We start from the raw sequence: 21,623 nt of genomic DNA, 5'->3' as shown, positions 1-21,623 counted from the left end.
GTTACTTGGTCTCCTCGGTACGGGCGGGGGCCTCGGTACGGGCGGGGCTCTCGGTACGGGCAGGGGCCGACAGGGCGGTGTCGGAGCCGCCGAGCAGCAGGTAGAGCACGGCCATCCGGATGGAGACGCCGTTGGCGACCTGCTCGACGACCGTGCACCGGTCCGAGTCGGCCACCTCGGCGGTGATCTCCATGCCGCGGACCATCGGGCCGGGGTGCATGACGATGGCGTGCTCGGGCATCTTCGCCATCCGCAGGCCGTCCAGGCCGTAGCGGCGGGAGTACTCGCGCTCGGTCGGGAAGTACGCGGCGTTCATCCGTTCGCGCTGCACCCGCAGCATCATCACCGCGTCGGACTTCGCCAGCACGTCGTCCAGGCTGTAGCTGACGTCGCAGGGCCACCGCTCGACGCCCACGGGCACCAGGGTGGGCGGGGCCACCAGGGTGACGTGCGCGCCCAGGGTGGTGAGCAGGTGGACGTTGGAGCGGGCGACCCGGCTGTGCAGGATGTCCCCGACGATCGTGATCCGGCGGCCGTCCAGGTCCCGGCCGAGCCCGGCGTCGGGGCCGACGAGCCGGCGGCGCATGGTGAAGGCGTCCAGCAGGGCCTGGGTGGGGTGCTCGTGGGTGCCGTCGCCGGCGTTGACCACGGCCCCGTCGATCCAGCCGGAGGTGGCGAGCCGGTAGGGGGCGCCGGACGCGCCGTGCCGGATGACGACGGCGTCCGCGCCCATCGCCTCCAGGGTCAGCGCGGTGTCCTTCAGGGACTCGCCCTTGGAGACCGAGGAGCCCTTGGCGGAGAAGTTGATGACGTCGGCGGAGAGCCGCTTGGCGGCGGCCTCGAAGGAGATGCGGGTCCGGGTCGAGTCCTCGAAGAAGAGGTTGACGACGGTACGGCCGCGCAGGGTCGGGAGCTTCTTGATCGGCCGGTCCGCGACCCGGGCCATCTCCTCGGCGGTGTCGAGGATCAGGACGGCGTCGTCGCGGGTGAGATCGGCGGCCGAGATGAGGTGGCGCATCATCTGGGGGGTCTCCGGGTGGCTGGAGGGAGTTTCGAGGCATGCGGGCGCGCGGAGGCGGCCGTACGGCCCCGGAAGGGCGTACGGGAGGGCTCGGGTTACTGAGCGTCCGCCGGGGCGGCCTGCTGGACGCCGAGCAGCACGGCGTCGCGGCCGTCCTCCTCGGCGAGCTGGACCCTGACCGTCTCCCGCAGCGACGTGGGGAGGTTCTTGCCGACGTAGTCGGCGCGGATCGGGAGTTCGCGGTGACCGCGGTCGACGAGGACCGCGAGCTGCACGGCGCGCGGGCGGCCGATGTCGCCCAGCGCGTCGAGTGCGGCGCGGATCGTGCGGCCGGAGAAGAGCACGTCGTCGACCAGGACGACCAGCTTCCCCTCGATCCCCTCGCCGGGGATGTCGGTGCGGGCCAGGGCGCGCGCCGGGCGCAGCCGCAGGTCGTCGCGGTACATGGTGATGTCGAGGGAGCCGACCGGCATCTTCCGGCCGGTGATCTCCTCGAGCTTGTCGGCGAGCCGGCGGGCGAGGAAGACGCCCCGCGTCGGGATGCCGAGCAGCACCACGTCGTCGGCGCCCTTGGCGCGTTCGACGATCTCGTGGGCGATACGGGTCAGTACACGGGCGATGTCGGGGGCCTCGAGAACGGGGCGCGCCGCGTTGCCGGTGTCGTCGTGCTGTGCGTCCATAAGAAACGGACCTCCTTCTCCGCCTCACGGGACGGACCTTAAAGGACGTCGAAATTACGTCATCCACGGTACCAGGGCTTGCGCGAGGCCCGGCACCGCCCCTGGGAGACGCCGGTCCGGACCATCCGGCTTGACGCATCCAAGTAACGCTGCGTAACCTCACAGTGAGTTACCAGCCACGCGGCGGAGCCGCACACTGTTCCAGCGTCCGGGGAGCCATATGTCCAGCGAATACGCAAAGCAGCTCGGGGCCAAACTCCGTGCCATCCGCACCCAGCAGGGGCTCTCGCTCCACGGCGTGGAAGAGAAGTCGCAGGGTCGCTGGAAGGCCGTCGTGGTCGGTTCGTACGAGCGCGGCGACCGCGCCGTGACCGTACAGCGCCTGGCCGAGCTGGCGGATTTCTACGGGGTCCCGGTGCAGGAGCTGCTGCCCGGCACGACGCCGGGCGGGGCCGCCGAGCCGCCGCCGAAGCTCGTCCTGGACCTGGAGCGCCTGGCCCACGTCCCGCCGGAGAAGGCCGGTCCGCTGCAGCGCTACGCGGCGACCATCCAGAGCCAGCGCGGTGACTACAACGGCAAGGTGCTCTCGATCCGCCAGGACGACCTGCGCACGCTGGCCGTGATCTACGACCAGTCGCCGTCCGTGCTGACGGAGCAGCTGATCAGCTGGGGCGTGCTGGACGCGGACGCGCGGCGCGCGGTCGCCCACGACGAGGGCTGAGAGCCCAGCGGGTCCGGGCCGCCCTCACGGCCCGCGGCGGACCCGCCGCAGAAACGTGCCGCCGGGTCGGCGGGAGCCTTCGGGCCCCCGCCGGCCCGGCGTTTTTCGTGCCCCGGACACACCCTAGCGGCGTGCCGGGGTGCGCCGAAGGGTCCACGGTCGGCTGACCGTGGACCCTTCGTGGCGTGCGTGGCCGAGCGGCCCCGCCCGGGGCTACTGCTCCCGGCGGAGGTTCGGCTTGAGGTCCTTGAACCGGGCCAGCATGCCGTTCACGAACGACGGGGAGTCGTCGGTGGAGAATTCCTTGGCGAGCTGGACCGCCTCGTCGATCACCACGGCGTCCGGGGTCTCGTCCATCCAGATCAGCTCGTACGCGCCGAGCCGGATGATGCTGCGGTCGACGACCGGCATGCGGTCGATCTCCCAGTCCACGGAGTAGGTGACGATGAGGTCGTCGATGCGGTCCGCGTACTGCGCGTACCCCTCGACGAGCTCCATCGTGAATTCGCCGACCGGCGGCTGACGGTCGTCGGTCCGCGAGTGCCGGACCCAGTCCGCGAGGACGCTCCGCACGGGCTCACCGCGCTGGTCGGCCTCGAAGAGGATCTGGAAGGCGCGCTTGCGGGCCTTGTTCCGGGCAGCCACGGTTAGCTGTTCACCCGGCCGAGGTAGTCGCCCGAGCGGGTGTCGACCTTGATCTTCTCGCCGGTGGAGATGAAGAGCGGCACGCCGATCTCGTAACCGGTCTCCAGGGTGGCGGGCTTGGAGCCACCGGTGGAGCGGTCGCCCTGGACGCCCGGGTCGGTGTGCTGGATGGTCAGCTCGACCGCGGCGGGCAGCTCGACGTAGAGCACCTCGCCCTCGTGCTGGGCGACGGAGGCGGTGAAGCCCTCGATGAGGAAGTTGGCGGCGTCGCCGACGGCCTTGCGGTCGACCATGAGCTGGTCGTACGTGTTCATGTCCATGAACACGAAGTACTCGCCGTCCATGTACGAGAACTGCATGTCGCGGCGGTCGATGGTGGCCGTCTCGACCTTCACACCGGCGTTGAACGTCTTGTCGACGACCTTGCCGGAGAGCACGTTCTTGAGCTTGGTGCGCACGAAGGCGGGGCCCTTGCCGGGCTTGACGTGCTGGAACTCGACGACGGACCAGAGCTGGCCTCCGTCGAGCTTGAGCACCAGGCCGTTCTTGAGGTCGTTCGTGGAAGCCACGGTTGCGGAATCTCCTGGACTGAAGCTGGTGGAACGACCGGGAACGCGCGCTAGAGCGCGAGCAGCTCCTTGGTCGTCATGGTGAGTAGCTCGGGTCCGCCGTCCGCCTCGGGGCGCACGACGAGCGTGTCATCGATCCGGACACCGCCCCGGCCCGGGAGGTGGACCCCCGGTTCGACGGTGACCGGCACACAAGCGTCCAGTTTACCCATGGCTGTCGGTGCCAGTTGCGGGTCCTCCTCGATTTCGAGCCCCACCCCGTGCCCGGTCCTCGGCTGAAGGCCCTCCCCGTGCCCCGCGGACTCCAGCGGATGCCGGGCCGCACGGTCCACGTCCCGGTAGGCGGCGCCCGGCGCGAGCGCCTCCCGGCCGGCCCGCTGAGCGGCGAAAACAAGGTCGTAGAGCTCGATCTGCCACTGGGCGGGAGCCGTCCCGATGACGAAGGTCCGGCCGATCTCGCACCGGTAGCCGTGATAGCTCGCGCCCAGCCGGACGGAGAGGAAATCCCCCTCCTCCACCCGGCGGTCGGAGGGCCGGTGGCGTCCCTGGCCGGAGTTGGGGCCGGTGGCCACGGAGGTCGCGAAGGCGGGGCCGTCCGCCCCGTGGTCCACGAGGCGGCGCTCCAGCTCCAGCGCGAGGTGGCGCTCGGTGCGGCCGACCAGGATCGATTCGAGGAGTTCGCCCAGGGCCTGGTCGGTGATCTCGGCGGCGATCCGCAGACAGCCGATCTCCTCCTCGTCCTTGACGATCCGCTGCTGCTCCACGGTGAAGCCCAGATCGGCCAGGAGCAGGCGCGGGGCGGCCTTCCCCATGGCGCGGTGCCGGGCCACCGTCAGGTCGTGCTCCTCCACGGCGAGCGAGTCCGCCCCGGAGGCGGCGGCGAGAGCTGCGGCCTCCACCACCGGGTCCCCGTCCGGGACGGTCAGCACATCGAGCCGGAGCGCCTCGTCGGGCCGCCCGTGGGCGGGCTCGCCGGTCGGGGCGCGGGGACAGAGCAGAACGTCCTCACCGGGGCCGAGCAGCAGCACGGCCCCGGGCGGCGCTCCGCCCGCGAGATAGCGGACGTTGGCGGGGCGGGAGACCAGGGCGGCCGCGGACCCCGCGGCGGCGCACCGGTCGCGGAGCAGCCCGCGTCGGACGGCGTGCACCTCAGACATGCTCCGAGCGTACGAGCGGGGGCGGATCCCCGCCCGGTCGGCGCATCCGACCGGGGGGCGGGGCGTACGACCCGGGGGACATTCGGCCCGGGGGGGAGGCGCGGCCGGGGGCCGGGGCGCGACCCGGGGGGCGTACGACCCGAGGGTGGGACATCCGGCCGAGGGCAGGGCGTACGACCCGGGGTCGGGGCGGCCGGCCGAAGGGCGAGGCGGCACCCGGCCCCGGGCGTCCGGGACCGGCGGCTACCAGGCCGGCGGGCTCGCGATCGACCGCGCGAGTACGTCGTCCAGGACCCGGGCGGTCGTCTCGACGTCGTACGTGGAGTTGTCGATGATCGGCAGCCCGGACCCGTACCAGCCGGCCATCCGTCCGTGGATGCGGGCGACCTCCTCGTCGGAGAGCCTGCGGTTCCCGCTGCGGGCGGCGTTGCGCTCCAGGACGATCTCCAGGCCGGGCAGCAGCACGACGGGCAGCAGGCCGGGGCCCACATGGCGCTTCCAGCCGCCGAGGCCGACGACCGGGCGGTCGGGGAAGACCGCGTCGTCGAGGATGCAGGAGATGCCGTTGGCGAGGAAGTTACGGGCGGCGAAGCCGCAGGTGCGGCGGGCCAGGCGGTACTGGGCCTCGGAGTGGTCGTTCCAGCCGGCCTGCGGGTCGGCGAAGCCGGAGCAGACCCACTCGCGGACGTCGTCCAGGGAGACATGGGCGGTGGGCACCCGGCGGCGGGCCGCCCAGAGCCGGGCCACGGTCGTCTTGCCCGCACCGGCCGGGCCGATCAGCAGCACGGCGAGCGTCGCGCCGCCGGTGCCGGGCTCGGCGGGGGGCGCGGGCAGCGGCACGGGGCCGCCCGGGGGCAGTTGGACGTGCCCGGTGGCGTGGCCGCCCGAGGGCGGCGGGGTGGGCCCGGTGCCGCTCCAGTCGGGCTGCGGCGGTGCCTGGCCGGGCGCGGGGAGCTGCGGGGCCCGGCCCGGGGCCGGGGGCTGGTGGGCCTGGCCGGGGCCGGGAGGCTGGTGGGCCCGCCCCGGAGCGGGAGCGTGCGGGACCTGTCCCCGGCCCGGGGGCGGCGGGGGTATCGGGGGCGGGCCCGGCGGTCCGGGGTGACCGGGGTGCTGGGCCTGGTGCGACCAGCCCGCAGGCCCGTTGCCGGGTCCCTGGGGCGGCGGCAGCGGGGCCCCCACTGCGTGCTGCATCCGGTGCCACTCCGTCTCGTAACCGCGACTGACGCTGATGGGACGGCTACCGTACCTTCCCCGGCCGCATCGGGGTGAACGGCCCGGGAGGGTGCGGAGTGCCCGCACGCCCCCCGGGGCTGTCAGTCCGTCAGTTCGCCGGCCAGGGCGCGCAGGGCGAGCCGGTAGGAGCCGATGCCGAACCCGGCGACGGTGCCGGTGGCCACCGGGGCGACCACGGAGGTGTGCCGGAACTCCTCGCGGGCGTACGGGTTGGAGATGTGCACCTCGATCAGCGGGGCGGTGCGCTGGGCCGCCGCGTCCCGCATGGCGTACGAGTAGTGCGTGAACGCGCCCGGGTTGAGGACGACCGGAATCGAGCCGTCCGCCGCCTCGTGGAGCCAGCGGATGAGTTCGCCCTCGTCGTTGGTCTCGCGTACGTCGACGTCGAAGCCGAGCTCCTTGCCGAGCGCGGCGCAGGTCTCGACGAGTCCGGCGTAGGAGGTGGCCCCGTAGACGTCGGGTTCGCGGGAGCCGAGGCGGCCGAGGTTGGGGCCGTTGAGGACGAGGACCCTGCGGGTCACGCGGAGACCTCCCCGTAGGCGGCGAGCAGCACGGCCGGGTCGGGGCCCTCCAGGACGGTGGGCTTGCCGAGGGCGTCCAGGACGATGAAGCGCAGCAGGTCGCCGCGGGACTTCTTGTCGACCTTCATGTTCTCCAGGAGCTTGGGCCACTGGTCGCCGCGGTAGGCGAGCGGCAGGCCCACGGACTGAAGGATGCTGCGGTGCCGGTCGGCGGTGGCGTCGTCGAGGCGTCCGGCGAGCCGGCCCAGCTCGGCGGCGAAGACCATGCCGATGGAGACGGCGGCCCCGTGACGCCACTTGTAGCGCTCGTTCTTCTCGATGGCGTGGCCGAGGGTGTGGCCGTAGTTCAGGATCTCCCGGAGCCCGGACTCCTTGAGGTCGCAGGAGACGACCTCGGCCTTGACCCGGATGGACCGCTCGATCAGCTCGGCGGTGTGCGGTCCGGCCGGCGTGCGGGCGGCCTCGGGGTCGGACTCGATCAGGTCGAGGATGACCGGGTCGGCGATGAAGCCGGCCTTGATGATCTCGGCCATGCCGGAGACGTAGTCGTTGACCGGCAGCGAGTCGAGCGCGGCGAGGTCGCAGAGGACTCCGGCGGGCGGGTGGAACGCGCCGACGAGGTTCTTGCCCTCGGCGGTGTTGATGCCGGTCTTGCCGCCCACGGCCGCGTCGACCATGCCGAGCACGGTGGTGGGGATCGCGATCCAGCGCACCCCGCGCAGCCAGCTGGCCGCGACGAACCCGGCGACGTCCGTGGTGGCCCCGCCGCCGATGCCGACGATGACGTCGGTGCGGGTGAAGCCGGTCTGGCCCAGCGCCTTCCAGCAGTAGGCGGCGACCTCGACGGTCTTGGCCTCCTCCGCGTTCGGCAGCTGGATCGCGATGGCCTCGTACCCCTGGTCGGCGAGGTCCTGGCGGACCGCCTCTCCGGTCTCGTCGAGCGCCTCGGGGTGCAGGACGGCGACCCGCCGGGCGCGGTCCCCGATCAGCTGGGGCAGCTCGCCGAGGAGCTGGTGGCCGACGAGGACCTCGTACGGGGCGGAGCCCTCGGCGCCTGCGACCTGGATGCGGGTGGGGCCCTGCTGCGTCATGCCGGTGTTCTCCACGCCGGGGGCCGCGTCGCCCTCCGGCAGTTCCAGTGCGTCGATGATCGCCTGGGCGACCTCTTCGGGGGTGCGTTCGTCGGTGGCGACGACCGCGGCGGCCACTTCTTCGTACAGGGGGCGGCGGGCGTCCATCAGCTCGCGCCACTGCCGGCGCGGGTTGACCGCGAGCAGCGGGCGGGCGGCGCCCAGCCCGACGCGGCGGACGGCCTCGTCCACGTCCATGGAGAGGTAGACGACCGGGCGGCCGGCCAGCAGTTCCCTGGTCGCCCCGTCCAGGACGGCCCCGCCACCGAGGGAGAGGATGCCCGTGTGCCCGGCGACGGCCGCTTGGACGGCCCGGCGCTCCAGGGCGCGGAAGTGCTCCTCGCCCTCGTCGTAGAAGATCTCCGCGATCGGCTTGCCGGCCTCGGCGACGACGTCCGCGTCGGTGTCCCGGTAGACGGCGCCCAGCCGGGCGGCGAGCAGTTCGCCCACGGTGGACTTGCCGACGCCCATCGGGCCGACGAGGACGACCAGGGGGCCGCTCATCGGATCTGGAGGTGGTCGAGGTACGACCGCACGTTGCGGTGCGTTTCGGCCACGCTGTCGCCGCCGAACTTCTCCGCGACCGCGTCGGCCAGGACCAGGGCGACCATCGCCTCCGCGACGATGCCGGCGGCCGGGACGGCGCAGACGTCGGAGCGCTGGTGGTGGGCCTTGGCGGCCTCGCCGGTGACGACGTCCACGGTGGCCAGGGCGCGCGGCACGGTCGCGATGGGCTTCATCGCGGCGCGGACCCGCAGCAGCTCGCCGGTGGTGAGCCCGCCCTCGGTGCCGCCGGAGCGGCCGGAGGTGCGCCTGATGCCGTCCTCGGTGGCGACGATCTCGTCGTGCGCCTGCGAGCCGGGGACCCGGGCGAGGTCGAAGCCGTCGCCGACCTCGACGCCCTTGATGGCCTGGATGCCCATGAGCGCGGCGGCGAGCCGGGCGTCGAGGCGGCGGTCCCAGTGGACGTGCGAGCCGAGCCCGACGGGGACGCCGTACGCCAGCACCTCGACGACCCCGCCGAGGGTGTCGCCGTCCTTGTGGGCCTGGTCGATCTCGGCCACCATCGCCTTGGACGCGTCGGCGTCCAGACAGCGGACCGGGTCGGCGTCCAGCTTCTCCACGTCGGCGGGAACCGGGTACACGCCGTAGGGGGCCTTGGCCGCGGCCAGCTCCACGACATGACTGACGATCTCGATGCCCGCGGTCTCCTTGAGGTAGGAGCGGGCGACGGCCCCGAGGGCGACGCGTGCGGCGGTCTCCCGGGCGCTGGCGCGCTCCAGGACCGGCCGGGCCTCGTCGAAGCCGTACTTCTGCATCCCTGCCAGGTCGGCGTGGCCGGGGCGGGGCCGGGTCAGCGGGGCGTTACGGGCCAGCTGGGCCAGCTCGTCGGGGTCGACCGGGTCGGCCGACATGACCTGCTCCCACTTGGGCCACTCGGTGTTGCCGACCATCACGGCGACCGGGGAGCCCATGGTGAGGCCGTGCCGCACCCCGCCGAGGAAGGTGACCTCGTCCTGCTCGAACTTCATCCGCGCACCGCGGCCGTAACCGAGCCGTCGCCGGGCGAGCGCCTCCGCCACCATCTCCGTGGTGACCGGGATACCGGCGGGAAGACCCTCCAGCGTCGCCACCAGTGCGGGGCCGTGCGACTCCCCCGCCGTCAGCCAGCGCAACCTGCTCAACGGTGCTCCTCATGCTCGCGCCTGAAAATCGGGCGGCGCGACCGGGTGCGCGGCCCTGGCCCGCCGCCTTTGATCCTCCCACGACTGGGCGCGCCCTCCGGCCGCCGGTCCAGCAGACGGACGCCCGTGCCACCTGCCGGGACGGCTCAGCGGGCCGCGAGCGCCGCTTCGCCGGCCCGGCGCATCGCGCCGAGGGGCGCGGGAACCCGGCCGGTCATCTGCTCGACCTGGAGCAGCGCCTGATGGACGAGGAGGTCGAGCCCTCCGACCACCGCGCCGCCGCGCGCCTCCCAGGCCGAGGCCAGCGGGGTCGGCCAGGGGTCGTACAGCACGTCGAAGAGGATGCCCGGCTGCTCCGGTACGTCGGTGGCCACGGCGTCGGTCGTGCCCGCCGGGGTGGTGGCGATGACGAGCGGCGCGTCGAGCGCCCGCGCCCCTTCCGCCCAGTCCGCGACCCGGACGTCCACGCCGAGGCGCCGTCCCCAGCCGCGCATCTCGTCGCCGCGCTCCCGGCTGCGCACATAGGCGGTGACCGGTCCGGCGCAGATCACCGCGAGCGCGGCGAGGGCGGAGGAGGCGGTGGCCCCGGCGCCCAGGATCGCGGCGGACTCGACCTTGTCGACCCCCCGTTCCCGCAGGGCGGCGACCATCCCGGGGATGTCGGTGTTGTCGCCGACCCGCCGGCCGTCCTCGGTGAACACGAGTGTGTTGACGGCCTCCACCGAGGCGGCCGTCGCGCTGATCTCGTCCAGCAGCGGGATGACCGCCCGCTTGAGCGGCATGGTCAGGGAGAGCCCCGCCCAGGAGGAGTCCAGCCCCTCGATGAAGCCCGGCAGCGCCGCCTCGTCGACCTCGAACCGGTCGTAGGACCAGTCGTCGAGGCCGAGTCCGGCGTACGCGGCGCGGTGCAGCACCGGGGAGAGCGAGTGGGCGATGGGCGAACCGAGGACGGCGGCCCGGCGGCGAATGTCAGCCAAGTCCCTGCTGCTCCTTGAACTTGTCGTTCAGCCTCTCGTGCTCGTCGACGGTCTTGGTGAAGTCGGTCTTCTTGCCGTCGAGCGAGATGAAGAACATCCAGCCGTTCGACGTCGGGTTGAGCGATGCCTTGAGGGCATCGACGCCCGGGTTCCCGATCGGCCCCGGCGGAAGACCCGCGTGGTAATACGTGTTGTAGGGATCGGGGTTGGTCCGGATCTCCCTGAGATTGATCTTGATCTTGCTCTGGTTGTTGAGGTAGTTGAACGCCGAGTCGAACTCGAGCTTACGGTTGGTGATGGTGTTGTCGGGCTCGAGCCGGTTGTAGACGACTTCGGCCATCTTGCGGAAGTCGTCGTGCGTGAGGCCCTCGGCCTGCACCAGGCTCGCCACCGTGAGCACCTGCCACGGCCCGTCGAGGTTGTATTTCTTGGCGGTGGCCGCGAGGTCGAGCTTGTCGTACTCCTTGTTGGCCCGCGTGACCATCCGCTTCAGCGCGTCCTCGGGCTTGGACCCCTTGGCGACCGGGTACGCCGCCGGGTACAGGAAGCCCTCCAGCGGGTCCTTCAGGTCCGGGTCGTCGTCCGCCCAGTCGGGCAGGCCCAGCGATTCCGCCTTGGTCTTGGCGATCTTCGCCGTGGTGCCCTTCTTGAGGTCGAGCCGCTCGTCGATCTCCGCGTAGATCGCGACGTTGCGGGTGCCCTCGGGGATGACGAAGGCGTTCTGGCTCTTGGGGTCGAGCATCAGCTCCAGTGCGCTGGCCCCCGACATCTGCTTGTTCAGGAGATAGACGCCCGCCTGGATCGTCTTCCCCTTGGGGTTGCGGTTCTGCGCCGTGACGAAGGCGTCGGAGGACTTGATGACGCCCTTCTTGCGCAGGATGTTGGCGATGTCGTAGCCGAACGAGCCCTCGGGGATCTCGACCTCGACCTGCTCGCCGGTGCCCGATCCCGCGAAGTCCGCCGGGGCGCCGAACTCCTTCTGCCAGTAGTTGTAGCCGACGTACGTCACGCCCACGGCGCCACCGACCAGGACGAGGGAGACGACCAGGCAGGCGCAGCCGTTGCGGCTCTTCTTCTTGCCCTTTCCGCCCCTGCGGTCGCTGCCGCCGCGGTCCCGGCGCGAGGAGCGCGATCCGTCGTCGTCCGGTTCGTCGTCGCCGTCGCGCGGCTCGCGGCCGGCGGGTTCGTCCGCGCCGGTGAAGAAGGGGTGCGTCTCCTCCTGCGGCTCGTCCGGGTCCCAGTCCGTCGACGGCTTCTGCTGCTGCTCGGGCGCGGCGTCGCGGCGGCCCGGCGGCTGCGGCGGCGGGTACGCCTCGGGCGTTCCGTAGGGGTCGTGCGCTTCGGCGTAGGCGGCGGGCTGCTGCGCGTACGGGTCCTGGGGCTCGGCCCCGTACGGCACGGCGGCCTGCTGACCGGGGTCCCAGCCGCCGTCGTACTGCGGCTGGGCGGGAGGCTGCTGACCGTACGGGTCCTGCTGCGGCGTGCCGTACTGCGGCTGCTGCTGGTGGTGCTGCGGCTGCTGGTGCTGCGGCTGCTGCTCGTACTGCTGATGCTGCTGGTCGTACGGCTGCTGCTGGTACTGCTGGTGGCCCTGGTGCTGCTGGGTGTACGGGTCCTGCTGGGCGTACGGGTCCTGCGGATAGGACTGCTGCTGGTCGCCGTACTGGCTCTGACCGTGGGCGGCCTGCGGGCCTCCCCATCCCTGGTCCCCGTACAGGGGGTCCTCGGGATGCCACGGTTCGGAGCCGGGGCCCCGGCCATACTCAGTCATCGATCCCCTAGAGCCGCGAGACGACGTTCCGTCTCTTCGCTTCGCTGTGCAGTGTTTGTTCGAACCACCGCCGCATCGCGCGGAACGTTACCGTATCGCGATCAGACAACCACTTCGACGCCCTCGCCAGGAGGGTTGCCTGACGCCCGTTCGGACTCCAGAGCGTTCTGGAGGATCACCACAGCGGCAGCCTGGTCGATGACAGACCGGCCCTTCCTGGACTTCACGCCCGAGGCGCGCAGCCCCTGAGCAGCCGTCACTGTGGTCATCCTCTCGTCCATCAGCCGCACCGGAACGGGTGCGATCGAACGGGCGAGCGCCTGGGCGAAGTCGCGGACCTTGGCTGCCGCCGGGCCTTCGCCGCCCTTGAGGGAGCGCGGCAGGCCGAGGATCACCTCGATCGGCTCGTACTCCTCGACGATCTGGCGGAGCCGCCGGTGGGCGGCCGGGACGTCGCGTCCCGGCACAGTCTCCACCGGCGTGGCCAGGATCCCGTCGGGGTCGCACGAGGCGACCCCGATCCGGGCGTCCCCGACGTCGACGGCGAGCCGTCGTCCGCGGCGCATCCGCGTCATCCCGCCCGTCACGCCGTCTCGGTGACGAGGCGTTCGACGGCTGCGACGGCGTCCCCGATGGCGGCCGGGTTCGTGCCGCCGCCCTGGGCGACGTCCGGCTTGCCGCCGCCACCGCCGCCGAGCGTCTTGGCCGCCGTACGCACCAGGTCACCGGCCTTGAGACCGCGCTCGCGGGCGGCCTCGTTGGTGGCGATGACCGTGAGCGGGCGGCCGTTGGCCGTGGTGAACAGGGCCACGACGGCCGGGCGGCCGCCCTGGATGCGTCCGCGTACGTCCAGGACCAGCTTGCGCAGGTCATCGGCGGAGGTGCCGTCCGGGACCTGGCCGGTGACCAGGGCGACGCCCCGGACGTCCTTGGCGGACTCGACGAGTCCAGCGGCGGCGGCCAGGACCTTCTCCGCGCGGAACTTCTCGATCTCCTTCTCGGCGTCCTTCAGCTTGCCGAGCATGCCCGCGATCTTCTCCGGGAGCTCCTCGGGGCGGCCCTTGACCAGCTCCTGGAGCTGGGCGACGACCGTGTGCTCCCGGGCGAGGAAGTTGTACGCGTCCACGCCGACGAGGGCCTCGATGCGGCGCACGCCGGAGCCGATGGAGGACTCGCCGAGCAGCTTGACCAGGCCGAGCTGGGCGGTGTTGTGGACGTGGGTGCCGCCGCACAGCTCCTTGGAGAAGTCCCCGATGGTGACGACCCGGACCCGCTCGCCGTACTTCTCGCCGAACTCCGCGATGGCCCCCTGCTTCTTGGCCTCGTCGATCGACATGACCTCGGCCTGGACGTCGAGTTCGCGCGAGAGGACCTCGTTGATCTTCTGCTCGACGTCGGTGAGGACCGTGCCGGGAACGGCGGCGGGCGAACCGAAGTCGAAGCGGAAGCGGCCCGGGGAGTTCTCCGAACCGGCCTGGGCGGCGGTCGGGCCGAGCGCGTCGCGCAGCGCCTGGTGGGTGAGGTGGGTGGCGCTGTGGGCGCGGGCGATGGCCCGGCGGCGGGTGGAGTCGATGGAGGCGAAGGCGGAGGCCCCGACCGTCACCTCGCCGACCTGGACGACGCCCTTGTGGACGTGGACGCCGGGGACCGGCTTCTGGACGTCGCGGACCTCGATCACGGCACCGGTGTCGAGCCGGATGCGGCCGGTGTCGGCGAGCTGGCCGCCGCCCTCGGCGTAGAAGGGGGTGCGGTCGAGGACGACCTCGACGTCGTCGCCCTCCAGGGCGGCGGGCGAGGGCACTCCGTCGACCAGCAGGCCCACGATGGTGGACTCGCCGGCGGTGGCGGTGTAGCCGGTGAACTCGGTGGCCCCGGAGGCGTCCGCGACCTCGCGGTAGGCGGACAGGTCGGCGTGACCGGTCTTCTTGGCGCGGGCGTCGGCCTTGGCCTTGTCGCGCTGCTCCTGCATGAGGCGGCGGAAGCCGTCCTCGTCCACGGAGAGGCCCTGCTCGGCGGCCATCTCCAGGGTCAGGTCGATCGGGAAGCCCCAGGTGTCGTGGAGCAGGAACGCCTTGTCGCCGGCGATGACCTGGCCGCCGGCGGCCTTGGTCTCGGTGACGGCGGTCTCCAGGATGTTGGTGCCGCCCTTGAGGGCCTTGAGGAAGGCGGCCTCCTCCGCGAGCGCGACCGTCTCGATGCGCTTGCGGTCGGTGACCAGCTCCGGGTACTGGAGGCCCATCGTGTCGATCACGACGTCGACCAGGTCCTTGACGACCGAGCCGGTCGCGCCCATCAGACGCATGTTGCGGATGGCGCGGCGCATGATGCGGCGCAGCACATAGCCGCGGCCCTCGTTGCCGGGGGTGACGCCGTCGCCGATGAGCATCACCGACGTACGGATGTGGTCGGCGACGACGCGGAGCGAGACGTCCGTGCCCTGCTCCGCCCCGTAGCGGACGCCGGTGAGCTCGGTGGCCTTGTCCATGACGACGCGCAGGGTGTCGGTCTCGTACATGTTCTGTACGCCCTGGAGGATCATGGCGAGGCGTTCGAGGCCGAGACCGGTGTCGATGTTCTTCGACGGCAGGTCCCCGAGGATCGGGAAGTCCTCCTTGCCGTCGCCGGCGCCGCGCTCGTACTGCATGAAGACCAGGTTCCAGATCTCCACGTAGCGCTCGTCGTTGACGGCCGGGCCGCCCTCGACGCCGAACTCGGGGCCGCGGTCGTAGTTGATCTCCGAACAGGGGCCGCAGGGTCCGGGGACGCCCATGGACCAGAAGTTGTCCTTCTTGCCCAGGCGCTGGATGCGCTCGGCGGGGACGCCGATCCTGTCGCGCCAGATGGCCTCGGCCTCGTCGTCGTCGAGGTAGACCGTGATCCAGAGCTTCTCCGGGTCGAGGCCGTAGCCGCCGTCCTCGACGGAGTTGGTCAGGGCCTCCCAGGCGAGCTGGATGGCGCCTTCCTTGAAGTAGTCCCCGAAGGAGAAGTTGCCGCACATCTGGAAGAACGTGCCGTGCCGGGTGGTCTTGCCGACCTCTTCGATGTCCGGCGTACGGACGCACTTCTGCACGCTGGTGACGCGCGGGGCGGGCGGCTTGACCTCGCCGAGGAAGTACGGCTTGAAGGGGACCATGCCCGCGGGGACCAGCAGCAGAGTCGGGTCGTCCGCGATGAGCGACGCCGAAGGCACGGCGGTGTGACCGCGCTCCTCGAAGAAGCTCAGCCAGCGGCGGCGGATTTCAGCCGACTCCATCAGTGGTCCTCATTCCGGTTGTTCGGGTTGTAGGGGAGCTTGCGGTACGTGTTCGGGTGCGCGGCCGGCTCGGCCGCCTCGACGGCGAAGTGCCGCTGTACGGGGAGGTCGGGGTCGACCGGCGCCTGAAGGCCCAGGGCGCCGCCCAGTTCGGCTTCGCGCCGGACCATGCCCTCGCGGACGTCGAGGGCGAAGTCCTTGAGCTTGTGGCCGGTCTCGATCGCCTTGTCGGCGGCCTGCGCCGCGAGGCTCTCGGGCGTCAGCTGCTTGATCTTGCGGTTGACCTTGGTGGTGGCCCAGACACCGGCGGCTGCGCCGGCGGTGAACCAGAAGGTGCGGCGGAACATCGCTGGATCAGTCCTTCTGTCCGCGGGGGTTTCGGCGCTCGCGCTTGCGCCCGCGCGCCGAAGGGACGGTCCGGCCGACGATCACGGTGCGGCGGGTGGCGGAGCGGGCCCGTGCCGGTTCGGGCTCGGGCTCGGGTGCGGTGCGGCGGCCCAGGGCCTGCCGTACGCCGTAGCCGAAGGCCGCGACCTTGACGAGCGGGCCGCCGAAGGTGGAGGCGACGGTGGTGGAGAGCGCGGAGGCGTTGGAGGTGACCTCCTGGACGTCGCTCGCGATGGCGTCGACCTTGTCCAGCTGGGTCTGCGCGGACCGTACCGTCGCCGAGGCGTCGGCCAGCAGCGGAACGGCCTGCTCGGTCACGTCCGCGACGAGTTTGGTGGTCGCCTTGAGCGTCTGCGCGAGCCTCGCCAGCACCACGGCGAGGAACGAGACCAGGATCGCCCAGAAGACGGCCACGAGGATCCCGGCCACCTCTCCACCGGACACTGTGCACCGCTCTCTGCTCGTCACTCGGCCCCTGTGGGGCTTGTCTGCGCCGGGGCGGGGCCGGCTCTCCTGCCCGTGCGCCCGATCGTCGTCCCACGAGCCTATCGCGCCGGACATCTCCTCCCCTACCGCATTCCCCGCGGGCAGGGCGGCAGTTGTCACAGCGGGACGGCCCGCTCCGGCGCGCCCCGGGGGAACGCGAAGGCCCGCCGCCTCCCGGATGGACGAGGAGGGGCGGGCCGGAGCGCTGGTGGGAGCGGCTACGCCTGGATCAGCGGGCGTAGTACTCGACGACGAGCTGCTCGTCGCAGATCACCGGGATCTCCTTGCGGTTCGGGTCCCGGTCCAGGCGGAAGGCCAGGGCCTTCAGGTTCACCTGGAGGTAGCGCGGGGTCTCGCCGTCGGTGTCGTAGCCACCCTCGCGGGCCACCTGGAAGGGGACCTTGGTGCGGCTGCGCTCGCGGACCTGGACGACGTCGTCCGGGCGCACGCGGAAGGACGGCTTGTCGACCTTGCCGCCGTTGACCTCGATGTGGCCGTGGACGACCATCTGACGGGCCTGGTAGATGGTGCGGGCGATGCCCGAACGCAGGACCAGGGCGTCGAGGCGGCGCTCGAGCTCGACGACCAGCGCCTCGCCCGTCTTGCCTTCGGCCTTCTTGGCGCGGTCGTAGGCGCGCGCCATCTGGCGCTCGCTGATGTCGTACTGCGCACGCAGGCGCTGCTTCTCCAGCAGACGGACCTTGTAGTCCGAGTTCTGCTTGCGGCCACGGCCGTGCTCGCCCGGCGGGTACGGACGCGCTTCGAAGTACTTGACAGCCTTGGGCGTCAGAGCGATGCCGAGGGCACGCGACTTCTTGACCTTGGGACGCGACTGGTTAGGCACGTTCTCCAGACCTCCGTTGTAGGTTAGGTTAGACTTACCTTACTCAAGGAGATCGCATGTCTCGCCCTGGGAACACCACTCACGTCACGGACAGCACAGACAGCGGCAGCACCTCGGAGGGTGCTGCTACGACGGAAGGCCGATCTGATCGTGGTCAGCCGCGTCCCAGCGGGCTTGATACCACTCGGATGCCGTCAGCAGCCGAGCGCACACGAACTCTCGTACAGAGTACCTGCTCCGCGCTGCTCGTCGTACCGGGGCTCGATCTGGCCCGCGCCGAACCCCTGGTCCCGGACAGCAGGAGCGTGGGGCCCGAGGGCGATCTCTTCCTCGAATTCCCCGCGGACTCCCCGGCGGTCCGGGCCGCCACGCACGCGCAGGGCGACGACCTGACGGCCGTGCTGGAGATCACGGACGTCGCCCCGGTCTCCGTCCCGCACCGCATCCGCGGCCGCGCCTGGGTCTCCGGCTGGCTCACCTCCGTACCGGGACTCGCGGAGCCGGGCCGGATGATGCTGCGGCTGGAGTTCGGAGAGGCGTACGTGGACGACCTCTGGGGCGCCGAGGACATCGAGGCCGAGGACTTCCGGGACGCAGCCCCCGATCCGCTGGCCGGCCACGAGGCGGAGCTCCTCCAGCACCTGCACTCCGCCCACGACGAGCAGATGCGCACCCTGTGCGGGCTGCTCGGCGAGCGCACGGCGCGGGCCTGCTCCTCCCACCAGCCCACCGCCGTGCCCGTCGCGCTCGACCGCTTCGGGCTGCGGGTCCGCTTCGTGGAGGACAAGGGCTCGTGCTTCGACGCCCGCTTCGAGTTCCCGGAGCCGGTACGGGACGTCACCGAGCTGCGCCGGGCGATGCACACGCTCTTCGAGGCGGCCGCGTCTTGACCCCGGAGCCACCGCCCGTACGTCAGGACGGGTCCGTACCGCCGCCGCCACGGCCCAGGCGCTCGCGGACCCGCTCCACCACATCCGCGTACCGCGCCTCGGCGCCGTGTCGGGTGGGCGTGTAGTACAGCCGGTCGCGGACCGCGTCCGGGGCGTACTGCTGGGCGGCGATGCCGCCCTGGACGTCGTGCGGATAGACATAGCCCTGGGCGTGGCCGAGCTTGGCCGCGCCCTTGTAGTGGCCGTCGCGCAGATGGGCCGGGACGGGGCCCGCGAGCCCCTTCCGGACATCCTCCTGCGCGGCGGAGATCGCCAGCGTCGCCGCGTTGGACTTGGGCGCGAGCGCCAGGGCGATCGTGGCGTGGCTCAGGGTGAGCGCCGCCTCCGGGAAGCCGATCATCGCCACCGCCTGGGCGGCCGCCACCGCGATCGGCAGCGCGGTGGGGTCGGCGAGGCCGATGTCCTCGCTGGCGGAGATCATCAGCCGCCGGGCGATGAACCGGGGATCCTCCCCCGCCTCGATCATCCGGGCCAGATAGTGCAGGGCGGCGTCCACGTCGGAGCCGCGGATGGACTTGATGAGCGCGCTGGCCACGTCGTAGTGCTGGTCGCCGTCGCGGTCGTACTTCACGGCGGCCCGGTCGACGGTCGCCTCGACCGTCTCCAGCGTGATCTCCGCCTCGTGCGTGGCGAGGGCGGCGCCGGCCGCCGCCTCCAGGGCGGTCAGCGCCCGGCGCGCGTCGCCGCCCGCGATGCGCAGGAGATGCGCCTCCGCGTCCTGCGGCAGGGTGACGGCCCCGCCGAGTCCGCGCTCGTCGGTGAGCGCCCGGCGCAGCAGATCGCGCAGGTCGTCGTCGGTCAGCGGCTCCAGGGTGAGCAGCAGGGAGCGCGAGAGCAGCGGCGAGATGATCGAGAAGTACGGATTCTCCGTGGTGGCGGCGATCAGGGTCACCCAGCGGTTCTCCACGGCGGGGAGCAGTGAGTCCTGCTGGGCCTTGGAGAAGCGGTGGATCTCGTCCAGGAAGAGGACGGTCTCCTTGCCGAAGCCGCCGGTGGCGCGGCGCGCGCTCTCGATGACGGCCCGGACCTCCTTGACGCCGGCGGTGATCGCGGAGAGCTCGACGAAGCGCTTGTTGGTGGCCTTGCTGACCACGTACGCCAGAGTCGTCTTCCCGGTGCCGGGCGGGCCCCACAGGATCACCGACGAGGCGCCGGCCGGACCGCCGCTCCCCTCGACAAGCCGGCGCAGCGGCGAGCCCGGCTTGAGCAGATGCTGCTGGCCGACGACCTCGTCGAGGACACGGGGACGCATCCGGACAGCGAGGGGGCTGCTGGACGGGTCCTTCTCCTGGCGGTCTTCGGCGGCTGCGGTAAAGAGGTCGGGCTCCACGTGATGAAGCCTATGCGACCCCACTGACAACGCCCCGGCCGCCTGCCGAAAGGGCGGCAGGCGCTCAGCTGGTCCAGAAGTCCCACCAGCGGGTCAGGATCAGCATGCCGATGATCCCGATCCACAGCACCGGGGGCACCCAGTGGAACTCGGTGAGCCCGCTGCGCAGCCACGCCGGGGCGGGCAGGATGCGGTGCTTGACGTTGTGCGTGGTCACGTAGCAGAACATGACGATCGTGGCGACCCAGGCCAGGCAGCACCACAGGCAGAGCGAGTTGATGTTGTAGAGCGACTGGTACTGGAGCCAGGTGCAGAAGCCGACGCCGAACAGGGTGCCCGCGTTGAGGCCGAGCCAGAACCAGCCGCGGTAGCGGGCTCCGGCGAGCAGGCCCATCCCGATGGCGATGACCATGCCGAACGTGACCAGGCCGAGCATCGGGTTGGGGAACCCGAACGCGGACGCCTGCTCGCTCTTCATGATGTTGCCGCACGCGACGACCGGGTTGAGGCTGCACCCGGGCGTGAAGGAGGGGTCCTCCAGCAGCTTGAACTTGTCGATCGTGATGACCCAGGAGGCCAGCAGTCCGGCCGCGCCGGTGATCACCAGGAGCAGGGCGAGACCGCGTCCGGCCCCGAAGGTGCGCTTGCCGCCGTCCTCGTCCTGATCGGATGCGGGGTGGTGGTCTACCGCTGCAGTCGTCATATCGCCGTTCCATCACTGAGTGGTCAGCCGGGCACGGTCATTGTGCCGCACCCCTGGACGGGTGATCCGTTCGATGGACATAAAGGCGTACGGGCGGTGGCCGGGAACCCGGCCCCTCGCCGGGCGATCGGCCCGGTCCGGACTCCCCGGGTCGCAAACGGTTCGGCGGGATGAACCGGGACGCTCGGTGTTGACGTACGGGGACCGGGCCCGCGACGACGAAGGGGGGCGCGGCGGAAGAAGGCTGGAAACCTTCCTCCACCGCGCCCCCCTTCCCGACCGGGCGGCTCAGCCGAGCCGCGTCGTCAGCTCCGCGACGACCTCGGCCAGCGGTACCGCGCTCTGCCCGCCGGACTCCATGTCCTTGAGCTGGACGACGCCCTCGGCCAGATCGCGTTCGCCCGCCACCAGGGTGTAGCGCGCGCCCGAGCGGTTGGCGCTCTTCATCGCACCCTTCAGGCCCCGGCCGCCGAACGCGAAGTCGGCGGCGACGCCCGAGCGGCGCAGCTCGGTGACGACGCCGAACAGGGCGCGGCGGGCCTCCTCGCCGAGCGGGACCGCGTACACGCTGGTCGTGGCGGGGAGGTCCAGCTCGATCCCCTCGGCCTCCAGCGCGAGGACCGTGCGGTCCACGCCCAGCGCCCAGCCGACCGAGGGGAGGGCGGGGCCGCCGATCATCTCGGAGAGGCCGTCGTAGCGCCCGCCGCCGCCCACCGCGGACTGCGAGCCGAGACCGTCGTGGACGAACTCGAAGGTGGTGCGGGTGTAGTAGTCGAGGCCGCGGACGAGCTTCTCGTCGTCCTCGTACGCGACTCCGGCCGCCGTCAGCAGCGCGCGGACCTCCTCGTGGTACGCCTTGCAGGCGTCGCAGAGGTAGTCGCGGAGCTTCGGGGCGTCGGTGAGCTGCTTCTGTACGTCGGCCCGCTTGTCGTCCAGGACGCGCAGCGGGTTGATCTCGATGCGGCGGCGGGTCTCGTCGTCGAGGTCGAGGTCGCGCAGGAAGGTCTGGAGCGCGTCGCGGTAGACCGGGCGGCACTCCTTGTCGCCGAGCGAGTTCAGCAGGATGCGGAACCCGCGCAGGCCCAGCGAGCGGTACGCCTGGTCGGCGAGGATGATCAGCTCGGCGTCCAGGACCGGGTCCTCGGTGCCGATGGCCTCGGCTCCGACCTGCGAGAAGTGGCGGTAGCGGCCCTTCTGCGGGCGCTCGTAGCGGTAGTACGAGCCGGAGTACCAGAGCTTGACGGGGAGGTTGCCCGCCTTGTGGAGGTTGGCCTCCAGGGCGGCGCGCAGGACGGACGCGGTGCCCTCGGGGCGCAGCGCCAGCTCCGCGCCGCCCTTGGTGGTGAGGGTGTACATCTCCTTGGTGACGATGTCGGTGGACTCCCCGACACCGCGCGCGAAGAGCTCGACGTCCTCGAAGCCGGGGGTCTCGATGTAGCCGTAGCCGGAGTCGCGCAGCGGGGCCGCGATGGCCTCGCGCACCGCCAGGAACTTCGCGGAGTCCGGCGGGGTCAGGTCGTACGTGCCCTTGGGGGCCTGAAAGGTGCTCACGAATACGTC

The 21,623-nt window shown here is 71.8% G+C and carries 21 protein-coding genes; 2 read left to right on the top strand and 19 right to left on the bottom strand.

The window, feature by feature from the left end; all coding sequences use genetic code 11:
* Position 1: 1 nt before the first annotated feature.
* Both ACLJPL_RS27085 and pyrR read right to left on the bottom strand, forming a co-directional pair.
* Complete coding sequence (locus ACLJPL_RS27085) at positions 2-1,021, bottom strand: aspartate carbamoyltransferase catalytic subunit (protein ID WP_411083551.1); 1,020 nt, start codon at positions 1,019-1,021, stop codon at positions 2-4.
* Positions 1,022-1,116: 95 nt separating this feature from the next.
* Complete coding sequence (gene pyrR, locus ACLJPL_RS27080; protein WP_161277780.1) at positions 1,117-1,701, bottom strand: bifunctional pyr operon transcriptional regulator/uracil phosphoribosyltransferase PyrR; 585 nt, start codon at positions 1,699-1,701, stop codon at positions 1,117-1,119.
* A gap of 220 nt (positions 1,702-1,921) precedes the next feature.
* On the opposite strand from pyrR, the gene bldD reads away from it, so the two are divergent.
* A complete protein-coding gene (gene bldD, locus ACLJPL_RS27075; RefSeq protein WP_014157378.1) occupies positions 1,922-2,422 on the top strand; it encodes a transcriptional regulator BldD in 501 nt (166 codons plus the stop codon).
* Positions 2,423-2,635: 213 nt separating this feature from the next.
* On the opposite strand, the gene nusB is transcribed toward bldD, so the two are convergent.
* The 14 genes from nusB to rpsD all read right to left on the bottom strand — a co-directional run bounded on the left by nusB (position 2,636) and on the right by rpsD (position 17,080).
* Complete coding sequence (gene nusB / locus ACLJPL_RS27070) at positions 2,636-3,067, bottom strand: transcription antitermination factor NusB (protein ID WP_411083550.1); 432 nt, start codon at positions 3,065-3,067, stop codon at positions 2,636-2,638.
* 2 nt (positions 3,068-3,069) lie between these two features.
* A complete protein-coding gene (efp, locus tag ACLJPL_RS27065; protein ID WP_411083549.1) occupies positions 3,070-3,636 on the bottom strand; it encodes an elongation factor P in 567 nt (188 codons plus the stop codon).
* Positions 3,637-3,686: 50 nt separating this feature from the next.
* Positions 3,687-4,793, bottom strand: a complete 1,107-nt coding sequence (locus ACLJPL_RS27060; protein WP_411083548.1) for a M24 family metallopeptidase — start codon at positions 4,791-4,793, stop codon at positions 3,687-3,689.
* A 243-nt stretch (positions 4,794-5,036) separates the two neighbouring features.
* Complete coding sequence (locus ACLJPL_RS27055; RefSeq protein ID WP_411083547.1) at positions 5,037-5,984, bottom strand: Pro-rich N-terminal domain-containing protein; 948 nt, start codon at positions 5,982-5,984, stop codon at positions 5,037-5,039.
* Between the two features lie 122 nt (positions 5,985-6,106).
* Positions 6,107-6,547 carry a type II 3-dehydroquinate dehydratase gene (gene aroQ, locus ACLJPL_RS27050; RefSeq protein WP_411083546.1) on the bottom strand — a complete coding sequence of 147 codons (441 nt, stop codon included), beginning with the start codon at positions 6,545-6,547 and terminating at the stop codon, positions 6,107-6,109.
* Positions 6,544-8,181 carry a 3-dehydroquinate synthase gene (gene aroB, locus ACLJPL_RS27045; protein ID WP_411083545.1) on the bottom strand — a complete coding sequence of 546 codons (1,638 nt, stop codon included), beginning with the start codon at positions 8,179-8,181 and terminating at the stop codon, positions 6,544-6,546. Before aroB ends, aroQ begins: the two co-directional genes overlap by 4 nt.
* Positions 8,178-9,362 carry a chorismate synthase gene (gene aroC, locus ACLJPL_RS27040; RefSeq protein WP_411083544.1) on the bottom strand — a complete coding sequence of 395 codons (1,185 nt, stop codon included), beginning with the start codon at positions 9,360-9,362 and terminating at the stop codon, positions 8,178-8,180. Before aroC ends, aroB begins: the two co-directional genes overlap by 4 nt.
* Positions 9,363-9,508: 146 nt before the next feature.
* Positions 9,509-10,339 carry a shikimate dehydrogenase gene (locus ACLJPL_RS27035; protein ID WP_411083543.1) on the bottom strand — a complete coding sequence of 277 codons (831 nt, stop codon included), beginning with the start codon at positions 10,337-10,339 and terminating at the stop codon, positions 9,509-9,511.
* Positions 10,332-12,110, bottom strand: coding sequence for an endolytic transglycosylase MltG (gene mltG / locus ACLJPL_RS27030; protein ID WP_411083542.1), 1,779 nt, complete (start codon positions 12,108-12,110; stop codon positions 10,332-10,334). The genes ACLJPL_RS27035 and mltG overlap by 8 nt, the downstream gene beginning before the upstream one ends.
* 101 nt (positions 12,111-12,211) lie before the next feature.
* On the bottom strand, positions 12,212-12,685 hold the full coding sequence (gene ruvX / locus ACLJPL_RS27025) for a Holliday junction resolvase RuvX (protein WP_411083635.1): 474 nt from the start codon (positions 12,683-12,685) through the stop codon (positions 12,212-12,214).
* A gap of 8 nt (positions 12,686-12,693) precedes the next feature.
* The gene (gene alaS, locus ACLJPL_RS27020; protein WP_411083541.1) at positions 12,694-15,363 is read right to left on the bottom strand and encodes an alanine--tRNA ligase; all 2,670 of its coding nucleotides are present in this window, start codon (positions 15,361-15,363) and stop codon (positions 12,694-12,696) included.
* On the bottom strand, positions 15,363-15,710 hold the full coding sequence (locus ACLJPL_RS27015) for a DUF6167 family protein (RefSeq protein WP_411083540.1): 348 nt from the start codon (positions 15,708-15,710) through the stop codon (positions 15,363-15,365). Before ACLJPL_RS27015 ends, alaS begins: the two co-directional genes overlap by 1 nt.
* 7 nt (positions 15,711-15,717) lie before the next feature.
* Positions 15,718-16,179, bottom strand: coding sequence for a DUF948 domain-containing protein (locus tag ACLJPL_RS27010; RefSeq protein ID WP_411083539.1), 462 nt, complete (start codon positions 16,177-16,179; stop codon positions 15,718-15,720).
* Positions 16,180-16,465: 286 nt separating this feature from the next.
* Positions 16,466-17,080: a 30S ribosomal protein S4 gene (gene rpsD, locus ACLJPL_RS27005; protein WP_015607373.1), complete on the bottom strand. Its 615-nt coding sequence runs from the start codon at positions 17,078-17,080 to the stop codon at positions 16,466-16,468.
* A gap of 188 nt (positions 17,081-17,268) precedes the next feature.
* Here rpsD and ACLJPL_RS27000 point away from each other — a divergent pair, with 188 nt between their 5' ends.
* Positions 17,269-17,970, top strand: coding sequence for a DUF2470 domain-containing protein (locus ACLJPL_RS27000; RefSeq protein ID WP_411083538.1), 702 nt, complete (start codon positions 17,269-17,271; stop codon positions 17,968-17,970).
* A gap of 22 nt (positions 17,971-17,992) precedes the next feature.
* Here the strand turns inward: ACLJPL_RS27000 and ACLJPL_RS26995 are convergent, their stop codons facing one another.
* The 3 genes from ACLJPL_RS26995 to hisS form a co-directional block, all read right to left on the bottom strand.
* The gene (locus ACLJPL_RS26995; protein ID WP_411083537.1) at positions 17,993-19,360 is read right to left on the bottom strand and encodes a replication-associated recombination protein A; all 1,368 of its coding nucleotides are present in this window, start codon (positions 19,358-19,360) and stop codon (positions 17,993-17,995) included.
* Positions 19,361-19,424: 64 nt separating this feature from the next.
* Positions 19,425-20,063, bottom strand: a complete 639-nt coding sequence (locus tag ACLJPL_RS26990; RefSeq protein ID WP_411083536.1) for a vitamin K epoxide reductase family protein — start codon at positions 20,061-20,063, stop codon at positions 19,425-19,427.
* Positions 20,064-20,351: 288 nt separating this feature from the next.
* The gene (hisS, locus tag ACLJPL_RS26985) at positions 20,352-21,614 is read right to left on the bottom strand and encodes a histidine--tRNA ligase (protein ID WP_411083535.1); all 1,263 of its coding nucleotides are present in this window, start codon (positions 21,612-21,614) and stop codon (positions 20,352-20,354) included.
* Positions 21,615-21,623 lie beyond the last annotated feature (9 nt).

The sequence above is a fragment of the Streptomyces sp. cmx-18-6 genome (genome assembly GCF_046548915.1).
In the GTDB taxonomy this organism is placed as follows: Bacteria; Actinomycetota; Actinomycetes; order Streptomycetales; family Streptomycetaceae; genus Streptomyces.
This window is presented reverse-complemented; position numbering and strand designations above follow the sequence as displayed.

What these genes read in the sequence shown, in the direction of transcription:
- ACLJPL_RS27085 (WP_411083551.1), bottom strand. Translation starts at nt 1,021, where the DNA reads ATGATGCGCCACCTCATCTCGGCCGCCGATCTCACCCGCGACGACGCC.
- pyrR (WP_161277780.1), bottom strand. Translation starts at nt 1,701, where the DNA reads ATGGACGCACAGCACGACGACACCGGCAACGCGGCGCGCCCCGTTCTC.
- bldD (WP_014157378.1), top strand. Translation starts at nt 1,922, where the DNA reads ATGTCCAGCGAATACGCAAAGCAGCTCGGGGCCAAACTCCGTGCCATC.
- ACLJPL_RS27060 (WP_411083548.1), bottom strand. Translation starts at nt 4,793, where the DNA reads ATGTCTGAGGTGCACGCCGTCCGACGCGGGCTGCTCCGCGACCGGTGC.
- ACLJPL_RS27055 (WP_411083547.1), bottom strand. Translation starts at nt 5,984, where the DNA reads ATGCAGCACGCAGTGGGGGCCCCGCTGCCGCCGCCCCAGGGACCCGGC.
- aroB (WP_411083545.1), bottom strand. Translation starts at nt 8,181, where the DNA reads ATGAGCGGCCCCCTGGTCGTCCTCGTCGGCCCGATGGGCGTCGGCAAG.
- mltG (WP_411083542.1), bottom strand. Translation starts at nt 12,110, where the DNA reads ATGACTGAGTATGGCCGGGGCCCCGGCTCCGAACCGTGGCATCCCGAG.
- ruvX (WP_411083635.1), bottom strand. Translation starts at nt 12,685, where the DNA reads ATGACGCGGATGCGCCGCGGACGACGGCTCGCCGTCGACGTCGGGGAC.
- alaS (WP_411083541.1), bottom strand. Translation starts at nt 15,363, where the DNA reads ATGGAGTCGGCTGAAATCCGCCGCCGCTGGCTGAGCTTCTTCGAGGAG.
- ACLJPL_RS27015 (WP_411083540.1), bottom strand. Translation starts at nt 15,710, where the DNA reads ATGTTCCGCCGCACCTTCTGGTTCACCGCCGGCGCAGCCGCCGGTGTC.
- ACLJPL_RS27000 (WP_411083538.1), top strand. Translation starts at nt 17,269, where the DNA reads ATGCCGTCAGCAGCCGAGCGCACACGAACTCTCGTACAGAGTACCTGC.
- ACLJPL_RS26990 (WP_411083536.1), bottom strand. Translation starts at nt 20,063, where the DNA reads ATGACGACTGCAGCGGTAGACCACCACCCCGCATCCGATCAGGACGAG.